At 63.2% G+C, this 24,528-nt stretch carries 22 protein-coding genes and 1 pseudogene; 17 read left to right on the plus strand and 6 right to left on the minus strand.

Annotated features, from left to right (window positions below):
• The first annotated feature begins 64 nt into the window (after window positions 1-64).
• The 6 genes from era (at window position 65) to MHX63_RS05640 (ending at window position 4,997) form a co-directional block, all read left to right on the plus strand.
• Window positions 65-1,021, plus strand: coding sequence for a GTPase Era (era, locus tag MHX63_RS05615; protein WP_239387789.1), 957 nt, complete (start codon window positions 65-67; stop codon window positions 1,019-1,021).
• 171 nt (window positions 1,022-1,192) lie between these two features.
• Window positions 1,193-1,867 (plus strand): DUF4282 domain-containing protein, encoded by a 675-nt coding sequence (locus MHX63_RS05620; protein ID WP_239387619.1) that lies wholly within the window; start codon window positions 1,193-1,195, stop codon window positions 1,865-1,867.
• 3 nt (window positions 1,868-1,870) lie between these two features.
• Window positions 1,871-2,254: a DUF4282 domain-containing protein gene (locus MHX63_RS05625; protein WP_239387620.1), complete on the plus strand. Its 384-nt coding sequence runs from the start codon at window positions 1,871-1,873 to the stop codon at window positions 2,252-2,254.
• A 47-nt stretch (window positions 2,255-2,301) separates the two neighbouring features.
• Window positions 2,302-3,051 carry a DNA repair protein RecO gene (gene recO / locus MHX63_RS05630; protein ID WP_239387621.1) on the plus strand — a complete coding sequence of 250 codons (750 nt, stop codon included), beginning with the start codon at window positions 2,302-2,304 and terminating at the stop codon, window positions 3,049-3,051.
• A 57-nt stretch (window positions 3,052-3,108) separates the two neighbouring features.
• Window positions 3,109-3,834 (plus strand): isoprenyl transferase, encoded by a 726-nt coding sequence (locus MHX63_RS05635; RefSeq protein ID WP_005296337.1) that lies wholly within the window; start codon window positions 3,109-3,111, stop codon window positions 3,832-3,834.
• Window positions 3,831-4,997 (plus strand): VIT1/CCC1 transporter family protein, encoded by a 1,167-nt coding sequence (locus tag MHX63_RS05640; protein ID WP_239387622.1) that lies wholly within the window; start codon window positions 3,831-3,833, stop codon window positions 4,995-4,997. The genes MHX63_RS05635 and MHX63_RS05640 overlap by 4 nt, the downstream gene beginning before the upstream one ends.
• Window positions 4,998-5,031: 34 nt before the next feature.
• Here the strand turns inward: MHX63_RS05640 and MHX63_RS05645 are convergent, their stop codons facing one another.
• Complete coding sequence (locus MHX63_RS05645; RefSeq protein WP_239387623.1) at window positions 5,032-5,463, minus strand: Fur family transcriptional regulator; 432 nt, start codon at window positions 5,461-5,463, stop codon at window positions 5,032-5,034.
• Between the two features lie 631 nt (window positions 5,464-6,094).
• Here MHX63_RS05645 and MHX63_RS05650 point away from each other — a divergent pair.
• The 3 genes from MHX63_RS05650 (at window position 6,095) to MHX63_RS05660 (ending at window position 9,916) form a co-directional block, all read left to right on the plus strand.
• The gene (locus MHX63_RS05650) at window positions 6,095-7,474 is read left to right on the plus strand and encodes a glycine--tRNA ligase (protein ID WP_034985313.1); all 1,380 of its coding nucleotides are present in this window, start codon (window positions 6,095-6,097) and stop codon (window positions 7,472-7,474) included.
• A gap of 2 nt (window positions 7,475-7,476) precedes the next feature.
• Window positions 7,477-8,100: a hypothetical protein gene (locus MHX63_RS05655; protein WP_239387624.1), complete on the plus strand. Its 624-nt coding sequence runs from the start codon at window positions 7,477-7,479 to the stop codon at window positions 8,098-8,100.
• Between the two features lie 190 nt (window positions 8,101-8,290).
• On the plus strand, window positions 8,291-9,916 hold the full coding sequence (locus MHX63_RS05660; RefSeq protein WP_370644028.1) for an inorganic phosphate transporter: 1,626 nt from the start codon (window positions 8,291-8,293) through the stop codon (window positions 9,914-9,916).
• A gap of 191 nt (window positions 9,917-10,107) precedes the next feature.
• On the opposite strand, the gene MHX63_RS05665 is transcribed toward MHX63_RS05660, so the two are convergent.
• Complete coding sequence (locus tag MHX63_RS05665) at window positions 10,108-12,099, minus strand: TPM domain-containing protein (RefSeq protein WP_239387625.1); 1,992 nt, start codon at window positions 12,097-12,099, stop codon at window positions 10,108-10,110.
• A 50-nt stretch (window positions 12,100-12,149) separates the two neighbouring features.
• On the opposite strand from MHX63_RS05665, the gene MHX63_RS05670 reads away from it, so the two are divergent.
• The gene (locus tag MHX63_RS05670) at window positions 12,150-12,779 is read left to right on the plus strand and encodes a YdcF family protein (RefSeq protein WP_370644027.1); all 630 of its coding nucleotides are present in this window, start codon (window positions 12,150-12,152) and stop codon (window positions 12,777-12,779) included.
• A gap of 9 nt (window positions 12,780-12,788) precedes the next feature.
• A complete protein-coding gene (locus tag MHX63_RS05675) occupies window positions 12,789-14,123 on the plus strand; it encodes a deoxyguanosinetriphosphate triphosphohydrolase (RefSeq protein WP_239387627.1) in 1,335 nt (444 codons plus the stop codon).
• A 7-nt stretch (window positions 14,124-14,130) separates the two neighbouring features.
• Here the strand turns inward: MHX63_RS05675 and MHX63_RS05680 are convergent, their stop codons facing one another.
• Entirely contained in the window at window positions 14,131-14,607 is a 477-nt protein-coding gene (locus MHX63_RS05680) for a ribonuclease domain-containing protein (RefSeq protein ID WP_239387628.1), read from the minus strand.
• A 10-nt stretch (window positions 14,608-14,617) separates the two neighbouring features.
• Complete coding sequence (locus MHX63_RS05685) at window positions 14,618-16,375, minus strand: GMC oxidoreductase (RefSeq protein ID WP_239387629.1); 1,758 nt, start codon at window positions 16,373-16,375, stop codon at window positions 14,618-14,620.
• A 168-nt stretch (window positions 16,376-16,543) separates the two neighbouring features.
• Between MHX63_RS05685 and dnaG the strand changes: the two genes are divergently transcribed.
• Window positions 16,544-18,529, plus strand: a complete 1,986-nt coding sequence (gene dnaG, locus MHX63_RS05690; protein WP_239387630.1) for a DNA primase — start codon at window positions 16,544-16,546, stop codon at window positions 18,527-18,529.
• Between the two features lie 16 nt (window positions 18,530-18,545).
• On the opposite strand, the gene MHX63_RS05695 is transcribed toward dnaG, so the two are convergent.
• Window positions 18,546-18,857: a hypothetical protein gene (locus tag MHX63_RS05695; RefSeq protein WP_239387631.1), complete on the minus strand. Its 312-nt coding sequence runs from the start codon at window positions 18,855-18,857 to the stop codon at window positions 18,546-18,548.
• A gap of 148 nt (window positions 18,858-19,005) precedes the next feature.
• On the opposite strand from MHX63_RS05695, the gene MHX63_RS05700 reads away from it, so the two are divergent.
• The 4 genes and pseudogenes from MHX63_RS05700 to MHX63_RS05715 all read left to right on the plus strand — a co-directional run bounded on the left by MHX63_RS05700 (window position 19,006) and on the right by MHX63_RS05715 (window position 23,262).
• Complete coding sequence (locus tag MHX63_RS05700) at window positions 19,006-20,106, plus strand: S-(hydroxymethyl)mycothiol dehydrogenase (protein ID WP_239387632.1); 1,101 nt, start codon at window positions 19,006-19,008, stop codon at window positions 20,104-20,106.
• 90 nt (window positions 20,107-20,196) lie between these two features.
• Window positions 20,197-20,838, plus strand: a complete 642-nt coding sequence (locus MHX63_RS05705) for an MBL fold metallo-hydrolase (protein ID WP_239387633.1) — start codon at window positions 20,197-20,199, stop codon at window positions 20,836-20,838.
• Between the two features lie 25 nt (window positions 20,839-20,863).
• Window positions 20,864-22,984 (plus strand): annotated as a pseudogene (locus MHX63_RS05710) (heavy metal translocating P-type ATPase).
• Entirely contained in the window at window positions 22,984-23,262 is a 279-nt protein-coding gene (locus tag MHX63_RS05715; RefSeq protein ID WP_034967151.1) for a metal-sensitive transcriptional regulator, read from the plus strand. Before MHX63_RS05710 ends, MHX63_RS05715 begins: the two are co-directional and overlap by 1 nt.
• 57 nt (window positions 23,263-23,319) lie before the next feature.
• Here the strand turns inward: MHX63_RS05715 and MHX63_RS05720 are convergent, their stop codons facing one another.
• On the minus strand, window positions 23,320-23,994 hold the full coding sequence (locus tag MHX63_RS05720; RefSeq protein WP_239387634.1) for an Ltp family lipoprotein: 675 nt from the start codon (window positions 23,992-23,994) through the stop codon (window positions 23,320-23,322).
• Between the two features lie 215 nt (window positions 23,995-24,209).
• On the opposite strand from MHX63_RS05720, the gene MHX63_RS05725 reads away from it, so the two are divergent.
• Window positions 24,210-24,479 (plus strand): hypothetical protein, encoded by a 270-nt coding sequence (locus MHX63_RS05725; protein WP_239387635.1) that lies wholly within the window; start codon window positions 24,210-24,212, stop codon window positions 24,477-24,479.
• The last annotated feature ends 49 nt before the right edge of the window (window positions 24,480-24,528 follow it).

Consider the following 24,528-nt stretch of genomic DNA (forward strand, 5'->3'; position numbering starts at 1 on the left):
GGGATACTTGATGACCATGAACGATCCTTATATCCCCGACGATCCCTTCGACCCGGGCGCGGGAATGCCCGAGGGGGCGGGCGTGGCGCCCGTAGAAATGGAAGTGCCGGAGGAATACCGCGCACCCGAGGGCTTCCGCTCCGGGTTCGTCAGCTTCGTGGGGCGGCCGAACACCGGCAAGTCCACCCTGACGAACGCACTGGTGGGGGAGAAGATCGCCATCACCGCCGACCAGCCGGAAACCACGCGCCACCCGATCCGCGGTATCGTCCACCGCGAGGATGCGCAGATCATTCTGGTGGACACTCCCGGCCTGCACCGGCCCCGCACGCTGCTTGGCGAGCGGCTGAACGAAGTGGTGAAGGAAACGTACTCGGATGTGGACGTCATCGCCATGTGCGTGCCCGCGGACGAGAAGATCGGCCCGGGGGACCGCTGGATTGTGGACGCCGTGCGTTCCGTCGCGCCGAAAACTCCGCTGATCGGTGTGGTGACGAAGCTGGACAAGGTTTCCAAGGACCAGGTCGGTGCGCAACTGCTGGCACTGCACGAACTGCTGGACGGGGCGGACGTGGTGCCAGTTTCCTCCACCAAGCAGGTGCAGCTGGATGTGCTGCTGGACGTACTGCGCGACCAGCTGCCGGAAGGGCCGAAGTTCTACCCGGACGACCACGTAACCGACGACGACCGCGATACCCGCATGGCCGAGCTGATCCGCGAAGCCGCGCTGGAGGGGTTGCACGACGAGCTGCCGCACTCCGTGGCCGTGCAGATTGAGGAGGTCGTGCCGAACCCGCAACGCGAGGGCGTGCTGGACGTGCACGCGGTGATTTACGTGGAGCGCGAAGGCCAGAAGGCGATCCTGCGAGGCAAGGACGGGCGGCGCCTGTCGCGCATCGTCCACCGCTCCCGGCTGGAAATCGTGAAGATGTTGGACCAGAACATCTACCTGGACGTGCACATTAAGGTGGCGAAGAACTGGCAGTCGGATCCGAAGCAGTTGGGGCGGATGGGGTTCTAGCGGTTTAGCCCGTCTTGGGCTTGATCCGGGTTTGACCGATTTTTTTCGGTGCTGCCCGGTGAGCGGAGGCGATGTGCGATACGTTGGTCTAGACTTTAATCTCGCACATTCGTGGCGCCTAACGCGCTCCCAACCAGGCGCATGGTTTGCGCCGCTAGGAAAGGGCTATTAGTGACAACCCCGTCTAACCCATACGGTTCCGATGATTCCGGCAAGCACTCAGCGGATGGCGCTGGCTACGGTGCCGGCGATAACGGCGCTGCAAACTACGGCGCAGCCGATAACGCCGGCCTGAACCACGGTTCCGGACAGGACCAGACGCAGGACTACTCCCAGGGCTTTGGCCAGTACAGTCAGCAGGATCAGTACTCTCAGTCCGGCGCCTATGGCCAGCCGAACCAGTTCGACCAGAACCAGTTCGGCCAGCAGGAGCCTTGGGGCCAACAGAACCAGCCGCAGGGCGCCGCCGGTTTTCAGGCCTACCCGAACCAGCAGATGGCGAACTCTACGGGTGCTGATAAGGATGGTTTCTTCTCTGCTCTGTTCGACTTCAGCTTCACCCGCTACGTCACCCCGTCGGTGGTGAAGGTGCTGTACATCCTGTTGATGATCGTCGTTGGTCTGTTTGTTCTGCTGGCTATCATCGGCTTCTTGGCAGCGATGGCGCAGGATGCTTCTGGAATCCTCCTGGCGCTCATCGGCATCCCGCTGGTGCTCCTCGGCGCCGTTGCGTGGCTGGCGTTCTACCGCGTTGGTCTGGAGGTCGCTGTATCCATCATCCGCACTGCGCAGTCGGTGCAGTCCATCGACGAGCGACAGGCGCGTACTTCGACCAACGGGAGCTAGCCGATGGGAAACGAATCTTTTCTTTCTGGGCTCTTTGACGTTAGCTTTCAGAAGTACACGACTCGGTCGTTTCTGCGGGTGTTGTACATCATCGCCATGATCGTGATCGGTCTGTACTTGGTGTTTTCGCTGATCGGTACATGGACTGGCAATTCTATCGTCGACTTCGCCGCATCCAGTGATAGCACCGTCCAAGGCGATAACAAGGTGGAGTTTTCCATGGGCGGTGGGGATTCCGTTGGAGCCAAGCTGATTTCCTCCGTAGTCTCGATCTTCCAAGCCATCGTTAACTTGGCGATCGTTCGTATCGTCCTGGAGGTATTCGTGGCTCTGACCAGCACCGCTGCCGCGTGGGATCGCATCAAGCAGCGGGGTATGTCCGCCTAGCTTGTCTAAGCCCGATCACTTTGGTGCAAGCGCTATACTTGCTGCCTATGAGTAGAAGGTCTCGTCCCAGCTTCCGGGACGAGGCCTTTGTGCTTCGCACCTACAAACTGGGCGAGGCCGACCTGATCCTCGTCCTGCTCACCAGGGACAACGGCTTGATCCGCGCCGTAGCCAAGGGCATCCGCAAAACCCGCTCCCGCTTCGGCGCCCGGCTGGATCGCTTTTCCCGCGTTGACGTGCAGGTTTATCCCGGCCGTTCCTTGGCCAACGTCACCGACGCCGCCACCGTCGCCACCTACGCCTCGCCGATTGTCGCGGATGTCGATCGCTTTTACGCGGGGGCGGCGATGCTGGAGATGGCCCAGGTCTTTGCCGCCGAGCCTTCGTCGGCGCACTCGATCTTTTTTCTTCTGGACGCCGCACTCCAGCAACTAACCACCTCAGCCCTCCCTCCGGTCAGCGTGGCCGACGAGTTCGTGCTGCATGGCCTGGAAGTCGCCGGCTGGGAGCCGAGCCTGGTCGACTGTGCGCAGTGCGGCAAGCGCGGCCCCCACCGAGCGTTTCACCCGGGGGCCGGGGGTGCGGTGTGCGTGACGTGCAGGCCCCCGGGCGCGTTCACGCCGCCGTCGGCGGCGGTACACGCCCTGTGGCTGCTGAAGAAGGGGCGTCACGAACAAGCAGCCCAAGTATTCCGCGCCCAGCAGGGGCAAGACATCGCGGCACAATCGCATCGCCTGTTGTTGGCACACGTGCGGCAGCAGCTGGAGGTAGGCTGCCCGGCTTACGCAGCGCTATAGGGTTAGTGGTGCGCGTGTGGCAATATAGTACGGGTGAGTAGCACTGATTATCCGCACGTGGACCGTTCCGAGATTCCGCCGGAGCTCCGCCCGAAGCACATTGCGCTGGTGATGGACGGCAACGGGCGCTGGGCCGAGGAGCGCGGCATGGTCCGCACCGAGGGGCACCGCCGCGGCGAGGCTGTGCTGATGTCTTTGGTTGAGGAGTGCATCGAGCTGGGTGTGGACTACCTCTCCGCCTATGCGTTCTCCACCGAAAACTGGCGCCGGTCAGCCGACGAGGTGCGCTTTTTGATGGGCTTCAACCGCGACGTGCTGCGCCGCCAGCGCGATTACCTGAACAGCCTGGGGGTGCGGATCCGCTGGGTGGGGCGCCGCCCGCGTCTGTGGCGCACCGTGATTGCGGAACTGGAACAGGCCGAGGAGCTGACGAAGAACAACACGACCATGACCTTGGGCATGTGCGTGAACTACGGTGGCCGGGCGGAGATCGCGGACGCGGCGCGTTGGATCGCAGAGGACGTGAAGGCGGGGAAACTGAAGCCCCGGCAGGTAAACGAGAAGACGTTCGCCCGCTACCTGGACGAGCCGGACATGCCGGACGTGGACCTGTTCTTGCGGCCGTCGGGTGAGATGCGAACCTCGAACTTCCTGCCCTGGCAGTCCACCTATGCGGAGATGGTGTACCAGGATGTGCTGTTCCCGGATTACACGCCGAATCACCTGCGCGCGGCGGTGCTAGAGTTTGCGAAGCGCGATAGGCGCTTTGGAGGTGTGAAGTGAGCGATGTGACCGGCGCTAACGGGACGGATGCCACCGTGCAGCCACAGCCGACGAAGCGTCAGATTGCACGCTGGCAGCAGTACCTGGCAAACGAGCGCGCCGAGGGAGCCGTGTACCGCGAGCTGGCACGCAAGAAGACCGGCGAGGAGCGCGCCATCCTGCTGGGACTTGCAGAGGCAGAAGCGCGCCACGAGGCCTATTGGAAGAACCGCCTCGGCGAATACGTGGGCCTGCCGCGCAAGGCAAGCCTGGATACCCGCATGAAGGCGTGGATGGCGCGGCGCTTCGGTTCGGTGTTCGTGCTGGCTCTGATGCAGTCTTCGGAGCAGCGCAACGAATACATTTCTGATGATGACGCTGACGATCAGCTTGCGGCGGACGAGGCGATTCACGCCGAGGTCGTCCGTGGCTTGGCCGCGCGCGGGCGCGCCCGCATGTCGGGCGATTTCCGCGCGGCGATCTTCGGCGCGAACGATGGCCTGGTTTCAAACCTGGCGCTGGTGCTGGGCATGGTTGGCACGGGTGGATCCTCGCACCTGGTGCTGGTCACCGGCATCGCTGGCCTGCTGGCTGGCGCGCTGTCGATGGCTGCTGGCGAGTATGTGTCCGTGACCTCGCAGAAGGAGCTGCTGGGTGCGAATGCCCCGGATCCGAACGCTAGCCGCTCGCTGCCGAACCTGGACGTGAACCAGAACGAGCTGGCGCTGGTGTACCGCGCCCGTGGCATGAGCGAGCAGGAGGCCACTGACCGCGCCCGCCGAGTTTTCGATTCCATCATCGAGACGAACCAGCCGGTGGGGGAGCAGGCCTTCGATGCAGAGAAGGTTGGCACTGTGTCCGCGCAGGGCGCCGGGGAGAGCATGGTGGAGCGCGCGGCTCCCGAACACGAGGATGGCGGTTCTGGCTTGTCCGCTGCGGTCTCCAGCTTCTTCTGCTTCGCGGTCGGCGCTTTGATCCCGGTGCTGCCGTATATCTTCGGCCTGGCGGGCTCCACCGCGGCGATTGTCTCCTGCGTGATGGTGGGGTTGGCCTTGATGTTTACCGGCTCTGTGGTGGGCTTGTTGTCTGGCGTGGAGCCGGGCCGACGCGCCTTGCGTCAATTGCTTATCGGTTTCGGTGCTGCCGGGGCGACGTACCTGCTCGGCTCGCTGTTTAACGTTTAGTTCTAGATCTGGGTCCGCAGCTAGCTGCGGCTGGCTAGCTTGCGGACTTCTTCTGGCAGTCCCCGCATAGGCCGAAGATCTCGGCGGTGTGGCCGGACTTTTCGTAGCCGAACTTCTTGGCAGTCTCCGCAGCCCAGTCCTCGACGGGGCCGCCGTCGATCTCCACGGTGCGGCGGCAGGAGGTGCACACCAGGTGATGGTGGTGGTCGTCGGTGGCGCAGGCGCGGTAGAGAGTCTCGCCAGTATCGTCATAGAGCGTATCGATCGCCCCGGCTTCCGCCATCTGCTGCAGCGTTCGGTACACAGTGGTCAGGCCGACCTTGTGATCCTGGGCAACTAGCTTCTGGTGGATGTCTTGGGCACTACAGAACGTGGTGAGGCCTTCCAGTAGCTCCGCCACTGCGCGTCGTTGGCGGGTGTTGCGCTGGCCGATCTTGGGAAGTTTGTTGGTAGCTGGGGTGCTCAAGGCGAGCTCGCTCCTTGTGCTCTAAAAGTGCTCTAAATCTGTGTTGCGTGGCAAATCAATGCTCTATTTGCGGCAGGTAACCTGCGGTAACTATCCACACTAGGGCTCTTGCCGGTAATTTTCAATAAGCTTTCGATAAGTCCTCCTACGGCAGCTCCAACGCGGCACGATAGCGGTGTGCAGTCGTCGCGTGGACGGTACAGATGCCATCAGAACCTAAGTCCGTAGGCAACGGTGGCGGGCCAGAAAAATTGCCCAAATATATGTGCTCCGGACGCTTGACTTTCTAGAAACCCCCGGGCTAGATTTAAGGCAGTTCCCTTGGGAGCGTGCGTAATCCCCCCCCCTCGCAGCTCCCAGCTATAGGGAACAGGCCCCATTCTCTTTATGAGGAAAGCGTGGCCGGAACCCGCGGTATTTACCCCCCCCCTAGCCGCGGGTTCTTTTTTATCTTCACCCATTTTTATGACGCCCCTTCGGCCAGCTGCAGCGGTGGTTGCAGCGACATGCCAGGCGCCCCACCCCGACAGTGGGCTTTCACCTTGAACGGGTTAGAATGTGGGGCACAATAGCTGGAAAGTGCAACCCGTATTTCTAGCACGTATACCTCGACCAAGGAGACACGCCAACCATGGCAAGCACCATTGATTCCGTCGTCAACCTAGCCAAGCGCAGGGGGCTGGTGTATCCCTGCGGCGAGATCTACGGTGGCACCCGCTCTGCCTGGGATTACGGTCCGCTGGGCGTAGAGCTGAAGGAGAACATCAAGCGCCAGTGGTGGCGCCACATGGTTACGTCCCGCCGTGACGTTGTCGGCCTGGATTCCTCCGTGATCCTGCCGAAGCGTGTCTGGGAAGTCTCCGGCCACGTTGAGGTGTTCACCGACCCGCTGGTTGAGTCCCTGCACACTCACAAGCGTTACCGCGCCGACCACCTGCTGGAGGCTTACGAGGAGAAGCACGGCCACCCGCCGGCAAACGGCCTGGCCGACATCAACGACCCGGAGACCGGCCAGCCCGGCGCTTGGACCGAGCCGAAGGCTTTCTCCGGTCTGCTGAAGACCTTCCTGGGTCCGGTGGATGACAAGGAGGGGCTGCACTACCTGCGTCCGGAGACCGCGCAGGGTATTTTCACGAACTTCAAGAACGTGATGACCACCTCCCGCCAGAAGCCGCCGTTCGGCATCGCGCAGGTCGGTAAGTCCTTCCGCAACGAGATCACCCCGGGTAACTTCATTTTCCGCACCCGCGAGTTCGAGCAGATGGAGATGGAGTTCTTCGTCAAGCCGGGCGAGGACGAAGAGTGGCACCAGTACTGGATCGATGACCGCCACCAGTGGTACATCGACTTGGGTATCAACCCCGATAACCTGCGCCTTTACGAGCACCCGCAGGAGAAGCTGTCCCACTACTCCAAGCGCACCGTGGACGTGGAGTACGCCTTCCACTTCAACGGTTCCAAGTGGGGCGAGTTGGAGGGTGTGGCTAACCGCACCGACTATGACCTGCGCGTTCACTCTGAGGGTTCGGGCGAGGACCTCAGCTACTACGACCAGGCTGCGGACGAGCGTTGGATCCCGTACACCATTGAGCCCGCCGCCGGCCTTGGCCGTGCGATGATGGCCTTCCTTGTTGACGCCTACACGGAAGAAGAAGTGCCGAATGCGAAAGGTGGCACGGACACCCGCACGGTGCTGAAGCTGGACCGCCGTCTGTCTCCCGTCAAGATCGCGGTTCTGCCTCTGTCCAAGAAGGAGACGCTGACGCCGACCGCGGAGAAGATCGCCGACCAGCTGCGCGGCTTCTGGAACGTGGATTATGACACCTCCGGTGCTATCGGCCGCCGCTACCGTCGCCAGGACGAGATCGGCACGCCGTTCTGCGTGACCGTCGACTTCGACACCCTTGAGGACAACGCCGTGACTGTGCGCGAGCGCGACACGATGGAGCAGGAGCGCATCAAGATCGAGGATTTGCAGAGCTACTTCGCTGAGCGACTGGCGGGCTGCTAAGCATGTCGAGTGACATCCGCTGGGGCCTGCCGAGTGACGGACACACGTTCCCCATCTACGAAGGTCCCAGCAATGACCTCGTGAAGGTGGCGGAGTTCGCCGACGAGCGCGGCGTCACCAACATCCGCTTCGGTGGCGACACGTGGCAGCTGAGCGGTCCCGACGACACCAACGGCAGTAGTGGCGCCTCGGCTGCCGACGATGCCGCTGACGGTGAGTCGCGCGGCGGTGGCGTCACAAAGATTGACTGCACCGCGTCGGCGACGACCCAGACGGGCACCTGGACAGTGACCGGCAACGGCAAGAGCTTCGGCAAGTCGGACCGTTACGAGGTGCAGGCCGACCGGCACCACGTGACGATCATCGCGGAGACCAAGAAGAACTTCGTGCTGGACATCGACGGCGAGAAGGTGGGGCAGTTCACCAGCGAGAACCGCGGCCTGCGGAACCTGCACGTGGAGTTCGAAGGCGCGGGGGAGAAGCTGCCGATCGACGTGCGCGTGTTCATTTCCTGGGCGGCGCGGCTGTGCATGGAGGCGCGGATGATCAGCTCGTCCTGGGCGATCACCATCGCGCTGCTGTTGTGCATCCCGATCGTGGTGCTCTACTGGATTGGGTTTATCTAAAACGCCGGATTGCGGGTTGGCGGGGAGCTGGGTTTGGTTTGACTAAAACTGCATATCGAGGGTTAGCCCAAACTAAATAGGTAGCAAGAGTTCAACCCTCGTTAACTTCGTGTTCATTATTAAAACCCGTTCTTTTTACCTCCATCAGACAAGGTGTTTCTGTCTGACATCTTGACGCTTTGGAGGAATCTTGTCGACGACAACCGAAACGGCCGCACCATCGTCGGTCGCGGACATCACCCCATTGCCCGAGAACGAGAATAATACCTGGTGGCACCTGTTCTTCGGCGGCCTCATGGCCGTCACCCTGGTTACCTTCAGCCTGTGGGCGCACGACTACGTCGGCGACGACGCCAGCTTGGTCGTGCTGCTAACCACCATCATCTTCGCCGTGTTCATGGCGTTCAATATCGGTGGTAACGACGTCGCGAACTCCTTCGGTACCTCCGTGGGTGCGGGCACGCTGAGCATGAAGCAGGCCCTGGTTGTGGCCGCTATCTTCGAAGTTTCCGGTGCTGTGCTGGCTGGTGGCGAGGTTACGGATACGGTTCGTTCCGGCATTGTTGACCTGGGCGCCATTGACAACCTCGAGCCGATGAACTTCGCCTACATCATGATGGCCTCCCTGCTGGGCGCGGCTTTGTGGCTGCTGTTGGCGACCCGCATGGGGTGGCCAGTGTCTACCACGCACTCCATCGTGGGCGGTATCGTGGGTGCGGCTCTGACCGTCGGTTTCGTCACTGGTACTGGTGGCTGGTCCATGGTCCAGTGGGACGCGGTTGGCAAGATCGCCATCTCCTGGGTTCTGTCTCCGGCACTGGGTGGCATCGTTGCATACCTTCTTTACAACGCAATTAAGCGTGGCATTCTGGTCTACAACGAGCTGGCAGATCAGCGCCTCGATGAGATCAAGAAGGAAAAGAAGGAGCTGAACATTCAGCACAAGATCGCCTTCGGTCAACTCAGCGAGGAAGAGCAGCTGGCTCTGACCGATGCGATGATCCGCGACTCGACCACGATGCGCGAGCACGACTATACCGAGGAGGACCTGGAGTCCGACTACTACAAGAAGCTGCACCGCATCAACAAGTCCGTCGACGAGGTTGAGGCGCACCACGCCCTGGATACCTGGGTGCCGCTGCTGGCCGCAGGTGGTTCCATCATCATCTCCGCGATGCTGCTGTTCAAGGGTCTGAAGAACATGAACCTGGAGCTGTCCAGCCTGGGCAATTTCCTGATCATGGGCATGGTGGCAGCTGTTGTTTGGATGGCTGTCTACATCTTCTCTCGCACCCTGAAGAAGCAGGCTCTGAGCCGTTCGACCTTCCTGCTGTTTAGCTGGATGCAGGTATTCACAGCATCTGCTTTCGCATTCAGCCACGGCTCTAACGACATCGCTAACGCGCTTGGACCGTTCGTTGCAGTGCTGGATGTGTTGAAGACCAACTCCATCTCTGAAGAATCCAGCGTGGCCCTGCCGGTCATGGTCGCCATGGGTGTTGCCTTGATCGCTGGCCTGTGGTTCATTGGCCGCTTCGTTATCCGCACCGTTGGCTCCGGCCTGACCAAGATGCACCCGGCCTCTGGCTTCGCTGCAGAGCTCTCCGCAGCTGCCGTGGTTATGGGCGCATCTGTGCTGGGTCTGCCGGTTTCCTCCACTCACATTCTGATCGGTGCTGTTCTGGGCGTTGGCCTGGTTAACAAGGATGCCAACTGGGGTCTGATGAAGCCCATCGCCCTGGCTTGGGTTATCACCCTGCCGGCTGCCGCGGCCATCTCCAGTGGTACGGTCGCTGTCCTGCGTGTGATCTTCTAAAGCTAACTGCTTGCCGCTGGCTTAGCTCGGCTAGCTGGCTTGCTACTGCAGGCTCGGCTGGCTGGTCCGCCCAGCTGACTCAAGGCGCTCGCCCTTTGGGGTGGGCGCCTTCTTGCTGCCCGGAGAATGTGGGGCGCCAGAGTGTGGGAGCCCCAGCCAGCCGACCGGCCCGGGCTAGAAGCTGGAGCTAGCTAGAAGCTGGAGGAGCCACTGCCGCCGAAGCCGCCGCCCCCGCCGCCAAAACCGCCCCCGCCGAAGCCACCACCGAAGCCGCCACCGAAGCCACCGTTGCCGCTCAGCAGCGAACCCAGCACAATGCCCGTCACAAAGTTGCCGCTGCCGCCACTACCGCCGAACCCGCCGTAGCCGCTGTTGCGTCGGTTGAAGTCATCAATGTCCTTGCGCGCCTGCGAAGTGGCCTGCTGCGCCAGCTGGCTGGCCCGCTGGGCTGCCCGTAGCGCCCGCTTCGGATCCTCCGTCCGCAGCTGCGCAGCCTCATCCAGAGCAGCTCGCCCGGCCTGCGCAGCCGTGCGCGTATCCACGCCGATGATCCGCCGGCGGTTCTTAATCAGATCCTCCACGGCCTCCAAACGTTGGGCTGCATCCATGGCCGTCCGGTCAACCATGTCCACAGTCCGGGCGAAGTCGCTGGCCTTGCCTCGCGCCTCGTCCAGCTGAATGTCCAGCGCACCGTCGGCTTCCAGCAGCTGGGAGTAGCTGCCCAGCGGATCCGCAGTACCTTCCTTCCGCGCCTTATCCAGTGCCTCGCGGGCCTGCTCCACGGCCTCGTACAAAGCCTCCCTGTCCAGGTCCGCCCCGGATTTATCCAGCTGCCCGGCTTCCGCAATCTCCTCTTCCACCTCGGTGATCAGCGCGGGCAAGTTGGACTGCGCCGACCGCAGGTGCTCCTCTGCACGCTCCACGGCCAGCAGCTGCGAATCTGCCTGCTGCAGTGCCATGCGCGCGGCCCCTAGCGCGTCGATCAGCCCGCCTTGCTGCCCGGCTGGCTTGTCCAGCAGTCCGCGTGCGGAGTCCAGGGCCTTCTCAGCTTCCTCTAGCTCGTCCTCGGCAACGTCCGGGTTATGGCGCACGGATTCCAGCAGTGCCGGGTCCACGCGCGTGATGGCATCGCTGAGGATCTCCCGCGCATTCGGAATGCGGTTGTGCAGGCTGATGCTGGTTTGGCGGAGCTTTTCCACCAGCTGGGGTGCGTCCATCAGCTTCTGGCGTAGTTCGGCAAAGCGCGCGGCCTGCCCGTCCAGGTTGTCGTCTGCCTGCCCACAGGTAGACACAATCTCGATCAGTAGGTCGCGCTGCTCCGGCTCAGTTGTCACCAGCCCAGAGCGCAGCCGCTCGTTCATGCTGTACGCCTTGTTCAACGTCGAGCGGCTGTGCTGCAGCGCCTTTGCCAGGTCGCGGGTGCGCTCTTCGCCGAACTCTCCGCGCGCGACGGCCAGCTCTTCGTCGCCCTTGCGGATGGATTCGTCGGTGCTGTGCAGCTCCTCGTCCGCTAGTTCGCGCAGCACCTCGGTGGGCTGCTTGTACAGGTCGTCGATGTTGCCCGGGTCGATCTCGCGGGCGGTTTCCAGCTGCTGCGCGTGAGTCTTCTTACGGTTGCGGCGGGACCACACAACCGCACCGGCGCCCGCGCCGACCACTCCGACGGCACCGGCCCCCATCCACACCTTCGACGCGGTGGAGGTCTTGCCCGCCAGCTTGTCCGCCGCGGCCTGCGCGCCCCCGGCCCAATCGTCGTCGGCGAAGTGATCCCGCGCCGCGTCCTGCAGTTTCTCTGCCTCGCTGGTTTCCACCTTGTCCCCGGCGGCGTAGCCAATCTGCCGAGTTTCGGTGGCCACTGCCAGCACAATCACGTTGTCGGTGCCGTCCTGTTCGCGCAGCTGCTCGGCCATTGCTTTAATGTCGCCTGGTGCGGTCGGGACGAAGACGACGTAGAGCTTCTTGCCGGATTCTTTGGTTGCTTCTTCTAATGACGCCGTAATGTCCGCTTTTTCCTGTTCAGACAACACCCCGGACTCGTCAACGAGTTGGGATGTCAGCTGCACCTCGCTGGTGGCGGTAGCGGCTGGGGCTGAGGGGGCGTCAATAAGAAAAGAGCCAAATCCGAGTACGGCGCCGGCGGCTAGGATCGCCAGGAAGCGAGTGGTGGAAAAAGTCGGTTTCATACAGCCCACCTTAACGAAAAATACAGGGGAAACCGCGTATGGTTTTGCGCATGGCTAATGCACGGCGTCCGGTGAAGCGCGCGGTGAAGTATGTCTTCATCACGCTGTTAACCATCTTCTTGGTGGCTGCGGGTGTGTTTGGAGTGACGGCTTTTCAGGTGTGGCACTTTGCGCGGTCGGACGACAGGCGACCGGCGGATACGATCTTTGTGCTGGGGGCGGCGCAGTATGCAGGAAATCCGACGAATTGGTTTGCCTCGCGGTTGAATCACGCGGCGGAGCTGTATGAGCAGGGCGTGGCGCCGACGATCGTCACCGTTGGTGGCAAGGTGGAAGGCGACCTGTACACCGAGGCAGCTGCAGGCAAGAACTACCTGGTGGAGAACTTCGACATCCCGGAGTCGGCGGTCGTGCCGGTGGAGGAAGGTGCGGATACGCTGAAGTCAGCCGAGGCGTTCGCGCAGGTGGCAGGTGAAAATGGCTGGCGGTCTTCCGTGGTCGTGACGGATCCGACGCACTCGCTGCGTGCTACCCGGATGGTGCGCGACCAGGGCCTGGATGCATGGGCGAGCCCCACGCGCCAGGGGCCGTCGGTGTTCACCCGAAAGTCGCAGGCCAACTCGATCCTGCACGAGACGTTGGGCATGCTGTACTACCAGGTAGTTGAGAAGCGGAAGTAGAAAGAGGACATGCGTTACCCCTATAGCGATCACGACCAGCAGCGGCGGCTGCCGGATCGGCCGAAGACTCTGGGGCTACCCGGGGCGGTGGTGGACGGGCGCGATAGTTTCGACCGCGACCGGGCGCGCGTACTGCACTCTGCGGCGCTGCGGCGACTGGCAGATAAGACGCAGGTCGTGGGGCCGGGATCGGGGGATACGCCCCGCACCCGCCTGACGCATTCCCTGGAGGTCGCGCAGATCGCCCGCGGGATCGGCAAGACGTTGGGCGCGGAACCGGACCTGACGGAGCTAGCAGGGCTGAGCCACGACATTGGCCACCCACCGTATGGCCACAATGGCGAGCGCGCGCTGGATGAGGCCGCCGCCGACTGTGGAGGCTTCGAAGGCAACGCGCAGACTCTGCGCATTCTCGCCCGGCTGGAGCCGAAGGTGCTGGGGGAGGGTGGCGAAGGCACCGCCGGCACTGACGCTGCTGGCGCGGCAGGCACAGCTGGAGCGGCGCCCGTCTCCTACGGCCTGAACCTCACCCGCGCCAGCTTGGATGCCGCCTGCAAGTACCCGTGGGGGCCGGTCGACGAGCACGGCAACAAGCGCGCCAAGTACTCCGCCTACGCCGAGGACGTGGAGACCCTCGAGTGGATCCGCGAGGGCGCGCCGGAGGGACGCAAGTGCCTGGAGGCGCAGATCATGGACTGGTCCGATGACGTCGCGTACTCGGTGCACGATGTGGAGGACGGTATCCTTTCCGGCCGCATCGACTTCGGCGTGCTGTGGGATCTGGTGGAGCTGGCCGCGTTGGCGGAGAAGGGCGCCCGCGTGTTCGGCGGTACCCCGGAGGAGTTGCTGGAGGCCGCCGACCGCCTGCGCGCGATGACGTTGGTCTCCCGCGCGGCCGATTTCGGCGGGTCGATGCAGGACCTCGCCGCGCTAAAGGCCATGACCTCGGAGCTGGTTTCCCGCTTCGTCACCGCCGCCGTCACGGGCACCCGCCAGCAGTTCGGCGAGGGGGCACTTGGCCGCTACGCCGCCGACCTGGTGATCCCCGAGCCGGTGCAGGCAGAGGTCACGCTGCTGAAGTCCGTCGCGGTTCTGTACGTCATGGACGAGACCCAGCATCTGGCCAACCAGCAGCGCCAGCGCGAGCGCATCTTTCGCGTCACGGACTACCTGTGGCGCGGCGGCTCGGGCGCGCTGGACCCGATGTTTTCTTCGTGGTTTGACGCCGCCGCCTCCGACCGCGAGGCACGCCGCGTAGTCATCGACCAGGTGGCCTCGCTGACGGAATCCCGGTTGGAGCGGCTGGACAAGCGCGCCAGCGGGATCAGCGCCGCCTGGGCCTAGGCGTGGGCTAGTCCTCCGCGTCCGGGATGGAGCAGAAGCTCTCGAAGTGGTCGGACGTGTAGTACCACACGTCCGGGTCGGTCTTAGTGCCGCCGCCGACGACGATGCGACGCTCACCCCGGTGGTTAAGCCCCGGGGTCTTCACGGTGTACTCGCGGTAGTAGTCGCCCTTTTCCTTCGGCAGCAGGCCTTCGTAGTTGCCGAAGTGCTTGCCGTCGGCCTCCCCGTCGTCCGGCGGGGCGCCCTGCAAAATGTCGTCGATCTGCTTCTTGGCCTCCGGTGGGAGGGTGTCAACGGCGCAGGTGTCGGCGTCATTGCTAGAAACACCAGAAGCCGCACCGTCGTTTCCGTCGGCTCCATCGCCGCCTTGTAGCCCGAACCAACCGGCTGCGACGACTGCCGCGCCGACGACCGGCGTGGCGTATTTGGCCCACTTCTTCGGCACTAGGCCCTTCGAAAGGCCCTGCAGGCTTCCCTGTGACATAGGGAAGAGTTTAGAGCACGCGCAGTGGAAGGCGGAGGGCGGCCGGGGCGTCGTCCGGAACGATCGGGTTGTTCGGCTGTACCGGGTTGATGCGGCGGTAGCCCTCGGACTGCGGCGGGCGCGGGTCGGCCTCACCCTTGTTCGGCCACATGGCGGCGGCGCGTTCGGCATTGGCGGTGATGGACAGGGAGGGGTTCACGCCCGGGTTCGCGGTGATGGCGGAACCATCGGTGATGAACAAGCTTGGGTAGCCCCATGCGCGGTGGTAGGGGTCCACCACTCCGTGCTCAGGCGAGGAGCCGATAACGCAGCCGCCCAGGAAGTGCGCGGTCAGCGGGATGTTGAACACTTCCGACCACACGCCACCGGCGATGCCCTTCGGCAGCATTTTCGCCAGGATGCGGGTGGCCGCGTTGCCCTCGGGGATCCAGGTGGGGTTTGGTTCGCCGGTGCCCTGCTCGGAGCTCAGCATGTTGAACGGGCCGATCTTGCGCAGGAAGGTGCGCAACGAGTTATCGCGGGTCTGCATCACCAGGTTGATGACGGTGCGCTGCGACCACTTGCTCAGGTTCACCAGGCGCGGAATGGCCTTGTACTGCAAAACCACCTGCTTCAGGAACTCCAGGAAGCGTGGCTGCAACTTATCGCCGTCCGTCATCAGAGTCTGCAGCAGGCCCATCGCGTTGGAGCCCTTGCCGTAGCGCACCGGCTCGATGTGAGTATCCGGGGCGGGGAAGTAGGAGGAGGTGATGGCCACGCCCTCCGAGAAGTCCATGTCAGGGGAGTACTTGGAGCGGTTTGCGCCCAGCAGTGCCTCGGAGTTCGTGCGCGTGAGGTGGCCCAGCTTGTCCGACAGCTTCGGCAGGTTGCCGTTGGCCTTCTGGCGGTGCAGCAGGTTCTGGGTGCCCCAAGTGCCCGCGGCGACGACGAGGTTATCAGCGGTGAAGCTGCTGGTCTGCGGGTTGCGCTTGGTGATCGGCCCGGTCTGCTTGGCCTGCACTGTCCAGGTGGTGCCGTCGAAAGTGATGTCGGTGACGGTGGTGCGGTCGTGGATCTTCGCCCCGCCCTTCTCGGCCAGGTACAGGTAGTTCTTTAGCAGGGTGTTCTTCGCGCCGTGGCGGCAGCCAGTCATGCACTCGCCGCACTCGTGGCAGGCGGTGCGGTCGGGGCCAACACCGCCGAAGTATGGGTCCTTCACGGTTTCACACGGCTTACCTTCGAGCCCGACCTTTTCTCCGAAGAAGACTCCGACGGGTGCCATGCGGAACGTGTCGCCCACGCCCATCTCCTCGGCCACCTTCTTGGAGTACACGTCGGCGGGGGTCATCGTGGGGTTTTCCACCACGCCGAGCATCTTCTGCGCCTGCTGGTAGTAGGGGGTGAGCTCGTCCTCCCAGTCGGTGATGGTGTTCCACTGCTTGTCGTTGAAGTATGCCTCGCCGGGTTGGTAGAGCGTGTTCGCGTAGTTCAGCGAGCCGCCGCCCACGCCTGCGCCGGCGAGGATCATCACGTCCTTTAGCAGGTGGATGCGCTGGATGCCGTACAGGCCGATTTGCGGCATCCATAGGAAGTCCTTGAGGTGCCAGGAGTTCTTGGCGAACTCTTCGTCCTTGAATCGACGGCCGGCCTCGAGGATGCCGACATTGTAGCCCTTCTCCACTAGGCGCAGGGCGGTGGTGGAGCCGCCGAAGCCAGAGCCGATGATCAGCACGTCGTAGTGGGTGGAGGAGTTGCCGGTGGCCTGCGAGGCGGCCTGCGAGTCAGTCATGGGAGTGGTCCTTCGTGTTAGTGCAGTGTGACGTAGATCCTATTTTGAACACGTTAGCGCCCAGTTCTTTCCCGGTGTGTTGTTTGTAGAAAATAGGTTGTATAGGTTGTGACGGTCGCTGATCTGGGACTTCCGGGGGACGTCTGGGGGTTGTACTAGCATGTGGCTATGGCTAAGGGCAGGATTCCGGAGCGGGACATCGAAGCAATTCGAGAGCAGACCCCCATCGAAGAGGTAGTGGGGGAGTATGTGCAGCTCAAACCGGGTGGCGTCGATTCCATGAAGGGCCTTAGCCCCTTTAAGGACGAAAAGACTCCCTCGTTCCACGTCCGCCCGAACCACGGCTACTTCCACTGCTTTTCCACCGACCAGGGCGGCGACGTTTTCAAGTTCCTCATGCTGATGGAACACATGTCCTTCCCCGAGGCCGTGGAGGCCTGCGCCGAGCGCATCGGCTACCGCATCAACTACGAGGGCGGCAGGCCTGGCAACCGGGAGGAGCCCGGCACGCGGCGCAGGTTAGTCGCCGCGAACAAGGCGGCCTTTGAGTTCTACCGTAAGGAATTTCTTGGTGACGCCGAAGGCGCGGACGTTGCCCGCAACTTCCTGATCGAGCGCGGTTTCACCATGGAGCACGCCGAACAATTCGGCTGCGGGTATGCACCAGCCGGGTGGGATCGGCTGACTAAGCACCTGCAGCAGAAGGGCTTTACGTTCAAGGAAATCGAGGCGGCGGGTCTGGGGCGCATGGGTAAGCGTGGCCCGATCGATAGGTTCCATCGCCGTCTCCTGTGGCCGATCCGTTCCGTCAGTGGAGACGTGATCGGCTTCGGTGCCCGCAAGCTCTTCGACGACGATCGTCTGGGCAAGTATCTGAACACGCCGGAGACGATGCTGTACAAGAAGTCGAAGGTGTTGTTCGGCATTGACCAGGCGAAGCGGAACATCGTGGCCAAGCACCAGGCCGTGGTGGTGGAGGGGTACACGGACGTGATGGCTATGCATGCCGCCGGGGTGGATACCGCGGTGGCCGCGTGTGGCACGGCTTTCGGTGCGGAGCACCTGTCGGCCCTGCGCCGGTTCATGCTGGACGACCAGTTTTTCCGAGGTGAGATCATCTACACCTTCGATGGCGACGAAGCTGGGCAGAAGGCCGCGATGCGAGCCTTCGAGGGCGACCAGCAGTTCTCTGGGCGCAGTTATGTGACGGTCGCGCCGGGCGGGCAGGACCCGTGCGACGTGCGCATCAAGCGCGGGGATGCGGCTGTGCGCGAACTGGTGGCCTCTCGCATTCCGATGTTTGAGTTCGTGATCCGCACCCTCATCGCGGACTACGATACGGCCAGCATCGACGGGCGCGTGCACGCCTTGCGGCGCATCGTGCCGGTGCTGGCGGGGATTAAGGACGACGCGCTGCGGGACGAGTACGCCCGCCAGGCCGCGGGCTGGGTCGGTTGGGATAACCCGAACGACGTGCTGGATCAGGTGCGCAAGGAGGCGCGGAAGTCCGGCGGGCAGCGGCCGAAGTTGGAGTTGAAGACCGGTGCCGGCGCCGGCACGGCTGGTGGCGCAGGGGGCGCTGGTGCTGGAACGGCAGGCGCTGCTGGCTCGGGCAGCACAGGCGGCCCCAACCTGCACGTGGTCAAGGGCATGGAGCGCCCGAACCCGAACGACGACTACCTGGAAGGCCCCCGCGAGGTCATGAAGCTGGCTTTACAAGAACCGCAGCTGGCCTCCACCATCTTCGACCTCATGCCCCCGGAGAGTTTTGTGCATCCCACATACGTGGCGATGGCTGAGGCTGTGGCGTCACTAGGAGGGGCGGCGAACAGCGACGGCGGGGCCGGATGGATCGAGAAAATCGCGGCGCAGATGAAGGATCCGATGGGGGCGGCGGTGGTCTCCGAGCTGGCGGTGGAGGATCTGCATTGCCTGCCGGAGAGGCTGCCGTACTACGCGGATGCGATCATGGCGCGGATGCAGGAGCGTTGGGTGGGCAGCGAGATTGCGGACATGAAATCCCGGATGCAGCGCATGCGCCCCGACCTGCAGAAAGAGGAGTATAACGCGCTGTTTGCGGATGTTATTGCGCTGGAGAAGTACCGCCGCTCGCTGCACGAACGGGCCTCGGACTTCGGCGACTTTACGCGCTAGCGGGCAGCTCGACGCGCTAGTGCTTCTTCTTGAAGGGATTCTTCGGCCGGTCGATCTGGTCGTTCGGGTGCTGGTCGTCGGCCTCCACGATGGTTTGGCCCTCGCCCAGCGAATCGCGGGTGGAGCGGTTCAGATCGCGCACCTCGTGCATGCGCGGTTCCGGATCCAGCCGGTTGGCCAGTGCCTTACGGCCGGAACGCACAACTGCCTTGGTGATATCCGAGTTCACTGCGGTCTGATAGCCACGGCGGATCTGTTCGTAGCGACGGCGACCGGCCTTCGTGCCCATCAAGTAACCCGCGGCGGCGCCGACGACGAGCTGGATCATGTTGGCTCCTTGGTGTTCTTGCCTTGGTTGCTGCATTAATGCCGTTAGTGCCCCAATCCTACGCGAAGCCCCCGATGGCGCCGAACGGGGTGCTGTGCCCGCCGCTGGCTGGCTGCCGCTTTTCCAAACCGCCCGTACAGTGGGTGACATGACTACCACTGTGAAAGCTGTAATTTCCCGTGCAAAGAACGACCCCGTTGAGCTGACCGACATTGTGATCCCCGATCCGGGCGATAACGACGTGATCGTCCGCATTCAGGCCTGCGGCGTGTGCCACACCGACCTGGCCTACCGCGATGGCGGCATTACGGACGACTATCCGTTCCTGCTGGGCCACGAGGCCGCTGGTGTGGTCGAGCAGGTAGGCGACCGCGTGACGCACGTGGAGGTCGGCGACTATGTGGTGCTGAACTGGCGCGCCGTGTGTGGCCAGTGCCGCGCCTGCAAGAAGGGCGAGCCGAAGTACTGCTTCGATACCCACAATGCGTCGAAGAAGATGACTCTCGCCGACGGCACGGAGCTGGAGGCTGCTCTGGGCATCGGTGCTTTCGCTGAGAAGACGCTGGTCCACGAAGGCCAGTGCACCAAGGTGAACTCCGAGGCCGACCCTGCGGTCGCGGGTCTGCTGGGATGTGGCGCCATGGCCGGTCTCGGCGCCGCAGTGAACACCGGTGAGGTCAAGCGCGGCGAGTCCATCGCCGTCATCGGCGTAGGTGGCGTGGGCATGGCCGCGATCGCGGGTGCAGCCGTTGCGGGTGCGACGAAGATCATTGCTATCGATATTTCTGACGCCAAGCTTGCCCGCGCAAAGGAAGAGTTCGGCGCTACCCACACGATCAACAGCTCGGGGCTTTCGGACGATGAGCTGGTGGAGAAGGTCCAGGAGATCAACGGTGGGTTCGGCGTGGACGTGGCGGTGGACGCCGTGGGGCTGCCGCAGACTTACAAGCAGGCTTTCTATGTGCGTGACCTGGCTGGCCGCGTGGTGCTGGTGGGCGTGCCGACTCCGGACATGACCCTGGAGCTGCCATTCCTGGACGTGTTCAGCCACGGTGGTGCGCTGAAGTCCTCCTGGTATGGCGACTGCCTGCCGGAGCGAGACTTCCCGATGTACGTGGACCTGTACCAGGAGGGCCGCTTCCCGCTGGATCGCTTCGTGGACGAGCGCATCGGAATCGATGGCGTGGAAGATGCCTTCGAGAAGATGAAGCAGGGCGAGGTTCTGCGCTCCGTGGTGGAGTTTAAGTAAGCAGGCTGGGGGGCGTAGGCCCCGAAGACATTCAGGCCCCAGAAGTATCAGGCCCGACAGTTATCAGGCCCAAGAGTTAGAAGAGGAAGCATGAGCGAGCACAAGTTGGAAAACCCGCAGATCGAGCAGTTCGAAACCTCCGGCAAGTTCCGCCTGGACGGCGGCGAGTGGGACGTGGACAACAACGTCTACCTGCTGGTCAACGATGACAAGTGCATCGTGGTGGATCCGGCACACGACGCGCAGGCGGTAATCGACCACGTGGGGGATCGCACCGTGGAGGCGATCCTGCTGACCCACGCGCATAACGACCACTGCGAGCTGGCGCCGGAGCTGGCGGAGAAATGGGGAGTGAAGGTCTACCTGCACGAAGACGACCGGATGCTGTGGGAGGAATCCAACGGCGACGCGCCGTTCACCCCGATCGACGTGGAGGATCCGCGCTGGGCGGACTGGGGTGTGCGCCTGTACCACACGCCAGGCCACTCGCCGGGCTGCATCGTGGTGGAAGTTCCGGGACAGCATGCGCTGCTGTCCGGGGACACGCTGTTCAACGGTGGGCCGGGTGCGACGGGGCGGAAGTACTCCAGCTTCCCGACGATTATCGAGTCCCTGCAGTCCACGGTGTTCATCCTGCCGCACGACTTGAAGGTCTACCCCGGCCACGGTGACACCACCACGGTGGGTGCCGAGGCTGCGCGTATCGAGGAGTACATCGAACGTGGATACTGATACCCCCTAAGGGTATACTGGGGGCATGGCTGTAATAGATCTTGATATCACGGGCATGACCTGCGCCTCCTGCGCTAACCGCATCGAAAAGAAGCTGAACAAGCAGGAGGGCGTGACCGCCACCGTCAACTACGCCACCGAAAAGGCGCACATCGAAACGGGGGAAGGGGCGGCCGCCGACGCGGATTCTTACATCGCCATCGTGGAGAAGCTCGGCTACGGCGGTAGCGTGCCTAAGCCGGAGAAGCCCGCCGGCGACGACCCGGCCGCCAAGGAGCTGCGCGGTCTGAAGCGCCGCCTGGTGGTCGCTATCGCGTTGGCCACCCCGGTGATCCTGCTGGCGATGATCCCGCCGCTGCAGTTCGACTACTGGCAGTGGATCAGCTTCGCCCTGGCCACCCCGGTGATCCTGTGGGCGGGCTGGCCTTTCCACAAGGCCACGTGGGTGAACCTGAAGCACGGCGCGGCGACGATGGATACCCTCATCACCGTCGGCACCTCGGCGGCCTATCTGTGGTCGCTGTATGCGCTGTTCTTCGGCCACGCGGGCGATCCCGGTATGCGCCACGGCTGGTCCATCCTGAACCACGCGGGCGACCCGATGGGGGACATCTACTTCGAGGTCGCCGCGGGCGTGGTGACGTTCGTGCTGGCGGGCCGGTATTTTGAGAAGCGCTCCAAGCAGCGCGCCGGGGATGCCATCCGCGCGCTCACGGACATGGGCGCCAAGCAAGTCACCGTGCTGCGGGATGGTGCGGAAACTTTGCTCCCCATCGAGCAGCTGCAGATCGGCGACCGCTTCCTGGCCCGCCCGGGCGAGAAGATCGCCACGGACGGCCGCATCCTGGACGGCACGTCCGCCATTGATCAGTCCATGCTCACGGGCGAATCCGTGCCAGTCGACGTCGGCCCCGGCGATGAGGTCACGGGTGCCACCATCAACACCTCCGGCCGCCTGGTCGTGGAGGCTACTCACGTGGGCGAGCAGACGAAGCTGGCCCAGATGGCCAAGCTGATCGACGAAGCCCAGTCTGGCAAGGCCGACGTGCAGCGCCTGGCCGATAAGGTCTCCGGCATTTTCGTTCCGATCGTCATCGTGATTGCGCTGTTAACGCTGCTGTTCGCGGGCTTCAGCAATGCGGTTGCGGTGCTGATTATCGCGTGCCCCTGCGCCCTTGGTTTAGCGACGCCCACAGCCTTGCTGGTTGGCACGGGTCGTGGGGCCGAGCAGGGCATTCTAATTCGCGGGCCCGAGGTTTTGGAGGGCGCGCATGCCATCACCACCGTTGTGATGGATAAGACTGGCACGGTGACGACGGGCACAATGCGGGTAGTCGACGTGCAGCCGGCAGGCGGCAATCGCGAGGAGGTTCTGCACGCTGCTGCGGCGGTGGAGGCGTACTCCGAGCACCCCATCGGCCGGGCCATTGCAGAGGCCGGCCGGGAGGAGTTCGGTGGCCTGCCGGAAGTCGCCGGCTTTAAGAATCTGCCTGGACACGGCGTGGAGGGGACCGTAGAGGGCCAGGTGATACGGGTTGGCCGTGGGGACGAGGGGGCGTCCACAAATAAGGCAACCACAGTCAACGTGAGCGCGAATGGCCGGGCGATCGGCACCATCAGCGTGGCCGATACAGTACGGCCCACCAGTGCCGAAGCGGTACGGAAGATGCACGACATGGGGTTGAAGACCGTGCTGCTGACCGGCGATAATCAGCAGGTGGCGGACGCCGTGGCGCGCGAGGTCGGCATCGACGAGGTGATCGCCGGGGTGATGCCGGAGGACAAGGTGGCGCACATCCGCTCGCTGGAGAATGTGGCGATGGTTGGTGACGGCGTGAACGACGCGGCGGCGCTGGCGAGCGCGGACCTGGGCATCGCGATGGGCTCGGGTACGGACGCGGCGATTGAGGCGGCAGACATTACGGTGATGCGAGACGATCTGCTGGCCGTGGCTGATGCGCTGCGACTGGCACGCTAGACGCTGCGGACGATCAAGATGAACCTGTTCTGGGCGTTTGCCTACAACGTGGCGGCGATCCCGCTGGCCGCATTCGGGCTGCTGAACCCGATGCTGGCCGGAGCGGCGATGGCGCTATCTAGTGTATTTGTGGTGAGCAACAGTCTGCGGTTGAAAGGATTCAAATAATGCACGGTTACTTGAGCGACAAGGAGCGTTACCTGGCGAGGCTGAAGCGGATCGAAGGTCAGGTGCGCGGGCTGCAGCGGATGGTGGATGAAGAGCAGTATTGCATCGACATCCTCACGCAGGTCAGCGCGCTGCAGTCTGCGCTAAAAGGCGTGGCGCTGGGGCTGTTGGACGACCACATGAACCACTGTGTGCGGCACGCCGCGGAGGCAGGGGGAGAAGAGGCCGAGGAGAAGCTGGCGGAGGTATCCCAGGCCGTGAAGCGGTTGGTTCGGTAAGGGGTAGGGGAGGCGCAGAGTTGCAGGGGGGCAGGGGTTAACAGGCGCAGGGCTGCGTTACAGGTGGTCGATGGCGTACTGCGCCTGCTCCTCGGTGAAGCCGGAGTTAGTCTTTAGCATCTCGAGCAGCTCTTCTTCGGGCAGGGGAGAGCCTGTTTCGTTGAGCTTGCGCGCGCAGTTGAGGGCCTGCTGGTTCCAGTCGGGATCGAGCTTTTCGATGGCCGTGGTGATTTGATCGTCGGCGTACCCCTGGAGCTGTAGGTTCTCGCGCAGGCCCTTTTCGGAGAGGTTGAATCTGAGGGCGGTCATGGCGGCATCGTTGGCTTGCCGCTGGGTTTTGGGAGCGTCGGTTGGCTGCGCGATGGCCGTGCTCTCTGCGGCATCCATGGCGGTGCTGCCGGTGGCCTCGCTTTCGGACGTGGAGTATTGGTTGAGCTCGCTTTGTGGGGCGTTGGATGCCTTCGCGGGCGCGGTGGCTGGCTCCGTGGCCGGCGGCGTAGTCGAAGTGCTGGCTGGGCGCTGGTGCGCGGAGGCTGCGGCGGGCTGTGGGTTGATTCCGCGACCGTAGTCCTTGTTGTTGGCAACGTACCAAATCGCTGCGACGAGGATGCCGACCAGGACGATGGCGCCGATGAAGATCAGCGCGAGGCGGCCGTTGATGGGGTCTTGGAGGGCGTCTTTCTGGGGATCTGCGTGGGAGTCTCTATGAAGCGTGCTGTCGGGGGAGGGCATCTAACTAAAGTCCTGGTACTCGTTGCTGGGTGCGTGTTGGGTACTTGCGGGTGACGTGCACGGCGCCTGTGTGGAAGGCGAAGGCACAAAGCCCGGTCGTAGTAGTAGATGCGGCGGGGAGGCATTTTGTTTCCGTGGGCGGGCTTTTCATCAACAACTGGCAGCTGTTTGGTGGTTGACTGTTAGCTATCCGACTCTCCTTGTTTGGTTGCGGCATGATCTTTGGTGCCATGCTGGGCAGCCCCGGTCTAGCGGAAACCATCGGTTCCGGACTCAACAAAATGTTGGGGGTATCTAGTGCCCTGGTCATCACTGCCATGGCGGTGCTGCTGGCCATCCTCACCTCTGAGAGCACAAGTAATACCGCGGCAGCGGCTGTCACTATGTCGATTGTTGTTCCACTCGCCATGGCTGCGGGATTAGACCCCGTCATCCCGGCGATGGCCGCTACCTTCGGCGCATTCCAACTGTTGCCGCCTTGGTAGGTATAGGCTAGGGGATGAAGAAGACTTAGCCCTCGGCCGCCGTTATGAC

The organism is Corynebacterium sp. ACRQK (genome assembly GCF_022345965.1).
Classification (GTDB): domain Bacteria; phylum Actinomycetota; class Actinomycetes; order Mycobacteriales; family Mycobacteriaceae; genus Corynebacterium.

Bases quoted from the DNA above. Each gene is read 5' to 3' on its own strand.
- MHX63_RS05625 (WP_239387620.1), top strand. From the start codon at position 1,871: ATGGGAAACGAATCTTTTCTTTCTGGGCTCTTTGACGTTAGCTTTCAG.
- MHX63_RS05705 (WP_239387633.1), top strand. From the start codon at position 20,197: ATGAGCGAGCACAAGTTGGAAAACCCGCAGATCGAGCAGTTCGAAACC.
- MHX63_RS05670 (WP_370644027.1), top strand. From the start codon at position 12,150: ATGGCTAATGCACGGCGTCCGGTGAAGCGCGCGGTGAAGTATGTCTTC.
- MHX63_RS05680 (WP_239387628.1), bottom strand. From the start codon at position 14,607: ATGTCACAGGGAAGCCTGCAGGGCCTTTCGAAGGGCCTAGTGCCGAAG.
- MHX63_RS05715 (WP_034967151.1), top strand. From the start codon at position 22,984: ATGCACGGTTACTTGAGCGACAAGGAGCGTTACCTGGCGAGGCTGAAG.
- MHX63_RS05675 (WP_239387627.1), top strand. From the start codon at position 12,789: ATGCGTTACCCCTATAGCGATCACGACCAGCAGCGGCGGCTGCCGGAT.
- dnaG (WP_239387630.1), top strand. From the start codon at position 16,544: ATGGCTAAGGGCAGGATTCCGGAGCGGGACATCGAAGCAATTCGAGAG.
- MHX63_RS05685 (WP_239387629.1), bottom strand. From the start codon at position 16,375: ATGACTGACTCGCAGGCCGCCTCGCAGGCCACCGGCAACTCCTCCACC.
- MHX63_RS05695 (WP_239387631.1), bottom strand. From the start codon at position 18,857: ATGATCCAGCTCGTCGTCGGCGCCGCCGCGGGTTACTTGATGGGCACG.
- MHX63_RS05720 (WP_239387634.1), bottom strand. From the start codon at position 23,994: ATGCCCTCCCCCGACAGCACGCTTCATAGAGACTCCCACGCAGATCCC.
- recO (WP_239387621.1), top strand. From the start codon at position 2,302: ATGAGTAGAAGGTCTCGTCCCAGCTTCCGGGACGAGGCCTTTGTGCTT.
- MHX63_RS05725 (WP_239387635.1), top strand. From the start codon at position 24,210: ATGATCTTTGGTGCCATGCTGGGCAGCCCCGGTCTAGCGGAAACCATC.
- MHX63_RS05665 (WP_239387625.1), bottom strand. From the start codon at position 12,099: ATGAAACCGACTTTTTCCACCACTCGCTTCCTGGCGATCCTAGCCGCC.
- MHX63_RS05655 (WP_239387624.1), top strand. From the start codon at position 7,477: ATGTCGAGTGACATCCGCTGGGGCCTGCCGAGTGACGGACACACGTTC.
- MHX63_RS05650 (WP_034985313.1), top strand. From the start codon at position 6,095: ATGGCAAGCACCATTGATTCCGTCGTCAACCTAGCCAAGCGCAGGGGG.
- era (WP_239387789.1), top strand. From the start codon at position 65: ATGCCCGAGGGGGCGGGCGTGGCGCCCGTAGAAATGGAAGTGCCGGAG.
- MHX63_RS05700 (WP_239387632.1), top strand. From the start codon at position 19,006: ATGACTACCACTGTGAAAGCTGTAATTTCCCGTGCAAAGAACGACCCC.